The organism is Vibrio sp. 1151_11, from assembly GCF_029478525.1.
Taxonomy (GTDB): domain Bacteria; phylum Pseudomonadota; class Gammaproteobacteria; order Enterobacterales; family Vibrionaceae; genus Vibrio; species Vibrio anguillarum.
In genome coordinates, this window is sequence record NZ_SHMN01000061.1 from 1 (window position 1) to 3,481 (window position 3,481).

Genomic DNA, 3,481 nt, shown 5'->3' on the forward strand with positions numbered 1-3,481 from the left:
ATAACCTTCAGCATCCAAACGTCCGCCGAGCATGCTACGCTCGTCACTTTTCTTCCAAATCGCTCAATTTGAGTTTTTTGTTTCTTTGCTGATTTAGCATTTTGGTTTATAAATGAATCGGTTAGTTTGTTTTAAGTTTACAAAAAAGCTCGTTCTTTGGTTTTGAAAGTATCGTTGTCAATCGGTTGGCCTAACAAACGGCTCAAGAGGGATTGCCAACGCGTGGCGGTTTTAGTGCAAAATTGAAGTTTAGTGTTTACAGTGTGTTTTTTGAGTTCGGCGGTGCGTTGCCAACCCCTTAGCCGGGCGTTATGTGTTTGATGAGTTTTTAAGGTCAAAGCTACGATTTCATTGAGAATTCGTTCTGTGTTTTCGGCAGGTTGGCTTAGTCGAAATGGATTCTTGAACAACTTGAGATTGATCGTTTTCAAGGTTCTTGGGTTGCCTCAATTAAGTTTTGGATCTGGCTTGTGTTGAGTTTCGTCAGTTTCAAATCGCTTTAATTGAAATGTCCTTTTGACTGGTTTTCTTGCTGACATTCAGCTCTGAAAATCTGGTGACGCAAAAAATTTAGCGGTTGCTGAAAGGGCACTTTCTTTGTTATCGATTCTGTAAGTGGCTCTCTTTAGCTAAGATCGCTGTCAAATTTAGGTTTTGGTCAGCATCGTTTTTGTACGTAACTTATTCAAATCTCTTCATTTCTACGGTGGTTTACTTTGAATTCACGGTAAAATGCACATAACAAGCAATTCAAGTGGATTCTCAACGCGTGGCAGTTTTACTATGCGTCAGGTAAAGTGTTTTACGGTGCAATGCAGCGGCTTGGCCAGTGCGTTGTTCACCACTTAATTGGGCGTTATGTGTTTGATGAGTTTTTAAGGTCAAAGCTACGATTTCATTGAGAATTCGTTCCGTGTTTTCGGCAAGTTGGCTTGATCGAAATGGATCCTTGAACAACCTGAGTTTGATGCTTTTCAAGGTTCTTGGGTTGCCTCAATTGAGTTTTGGATCTGGTTTGTGTTGAGTTTCGTCGGTTTCAAATCGCTTTAATTGAAATGTCTTTTTGACTGACTCTCTTGCTGAAGTTCAGCTCTGAAAATCTGGTGAAGCAAAAGGTTTGGTTGTGGCTGAAAGGGCGCTTTCTTTGTTTTTGATCCTGCAAGTGGCTCTCTTTGGCTAAGATTACTGTGAAATTTAGGTTTTGGTAAGCATCGTTTTTGTACGTAACTTATTCAAATCTCTTCATTTCTACGGTGGTTTACTTTGAATTCACGGTAAAATTCACATAACAAGCAATTCAAGTGGATTCTCAACGCATGGCAGTTTTACTATGCGTCAGGTAAAGTGTTTTACGGTGCAATGCAGCGGCTTGGCCAGTGCGTTGTTCACCACTTAATTGGGCGTTATGTGTTTGATGAGTTTTTGAGGTCAAATCTACGATTTCATTGAGAATTCGTTCCGTGTTTTCGGCAAGTTGGCTTGGTCGAAATGGATTCTTGAACAATCTGAGATTGATCGTTTTCAAGGTTCTTGGGTTGCCTCAATTAAGTTTTGGATCTGGTTTGTGTTGAGTTTTATCGGTTTCAAATCGCTTCAATTGAAATGCATTTTTGACTGATTTGCTTGCTGACATTCAGCACTGAAAGTCTGGTGAAGCAAAAAGTTTAGCGGTTGCTGAAAGGGCGCTTTCTTTGTTGTTGATTCTGTAAGTGGTTTTCTTCGGCTAAGATCGCTGTGAAATTTAGGTTTTGGTCAGCATCGTTTTTGTACGTAACTTATTCAAATCTCTTCATTTCCACGGTGGTTTACTTTGAATTAACGGTAAAATTCACATAACAAGCAATTCAAGTGGATTCTCAACGCGTGGCAGTTTTACTATGCGTTAGGTAAAGTGTTTTATGGTGCAATGCAGCGGCTTGGCCAGTGCGTTGTTCACCACTTAATTGGGCGTTAGCTATTAAAAGGAAGAATGAATATGAAAGAAAGCTATAAATTTGTTATAGAAATTGGTTCTAAAAATGAAGGTATATCATTAGGTGAACTTTCGATGTTTTTAAATGCTTTGGAGTATGCTTACAACAGAGCATATATCTTAGGTTATCCAAGATGGCCAAATCATAATCGTTTAGAGTTTATGAATGAAAATGAATATTTAAAAACTCTCGACCTATTTAGGTCTTACACGCAAAGTGGGCTGGATTTTAATGCCGATTTGGACATTGAGCCTTTGGTTTTTGACCGAATATCTACTAATAGTCCTTTAAAAATTGTTGGTTATTCTAGTGCATTTGCTATTTTCGCTTTATCCCTTTCCGTATCATTGGCGGGTGGAGAGGTAGACTTAAAAAATAATACTTTTAAAGTCAATTCTTTAGTCGATGCAGGGTTAAAAGTGTATCGTGAACTTAAAGCTGAAAAAAATATGTCTCCTGAACATGTAATTAGAACAATCAAGTAATGATAGCTAACAAACGCTTCAAGAGGGACAGCCAACGCGCGGCATTTTTACCATGCGTTGGGTGAAGTGGTTGCGGTGTTATGCGGAAAGTTAGTAGTAGTGTTGGCTGCCCCTTAAGCGGGCGTTAGAAAAATGGAGATAATTTGGCTATGTGGATACCTGTCATTTGTTTAGTTGTATTGTCAGGTTTAGGGTTTGTTAGTGTCTTTAGACGAAAGCTTTTGAACAACGATAAAATTGAGTTTGTAGTCGATTTTAATTCTAAATTTGTTACTTACTGGAACAGTAAAGGGCAAGATCGGAGTGCATTCGGTTTATTGATTAGGCATTCGAATAAAATGCAAAATAATTTAGGTAATCAAGGGGTTGCAGCAAAGTTTAAACCACCATATCTCAATGTCGTTTACCAAGATTATCCTATAATTATCAACATGCTCCCATCACTAGATGACGCTTTATCAACTCCTGGCTTTATGGGCGGTATCGGAGATGATGCAGTTCAATATGCAAAAGCAATAGAGCAGACTCTTTTAAGGCATATAGGTTCTTTAGAAGCAAATGATGAAACCCTTGTAAAGCAGCTAAGAAATCCAGTTATTTGGTTAAGAGAGGGTATTCGATCTGTGCTATCACTTCCTGTTCATTTTGTTTCTTGGTTTGGTCTAATTAGTGCAACGACAGCCATTAAAATTACATCTAGTTGGATATTTCGTTTTTTATCTGGTTTCACTGGTCTAATCGGTTTATTTAGTGCAATTATGGGTATTGCTTTGGGCTGGGAAGAGTTCGTGAAAATGGCGAGCAAATTTTTCTAACAAGGCATTTAAGAGTGATTCGCAACGCTTGGCAGTTTCGCTTCGCTCAAGTATAGCCAAGCGCCACTCACACCTTAATGCGGCGTTATGCTCTAGTCACAATCAAACTATTTTGGAATTTATCACAATGAAAAAATTAACAATTCTAGCTCTTTCATCACTGGCTTTCTTCTCATCTAACACTTTTGCTAGAGATGATGTGGGTAAT

Annotated in this window: 2 protein-coding genes; both read left to right on the forward strand. The window is 38.6% G+C overall.

Annotation, left to right across the window (positions count from 1 at the left end):
• Positions 1–1,975: 1,975 nt before the first annotated feature.
• Positions 1,976–2,458: a hypothetical protein gene (locus EXZ60_RS18535; RefSeq protein ID WP_277436128.1), complete on the forward strand. Its 483-nt coding sequence runs from the start codon at positions 1,976–1,978 to the stop codon at positions 2,456–2,458.
• A gap of 143 nt (positions 2,459–2,601) precedes the next feature.
• Positions 2,602–3,273: a hypothetical protein gene (locus EXZ60_RS18545; protein ID WP_277436129.1), complete on the forward strand. Its 672-nt coding sequence runs from the start codon at positions 2,602–2,604 to the stop codon at positions 3,271–3,273.
• The last annotated feature ends 208 nt before the right edge of the window (positions 3,274–3,481 follow it).

Bases quoted from the DNA above. Each gene is read 5' to 3' on its own strand.
- EXZ60_RS18535 (WP_277436128.1), top strand. From the start codon at position 1,976: ATGAAAGAAAGCTATAAATTTGTTATAGAAATTGGTTCTAAAAATGAA.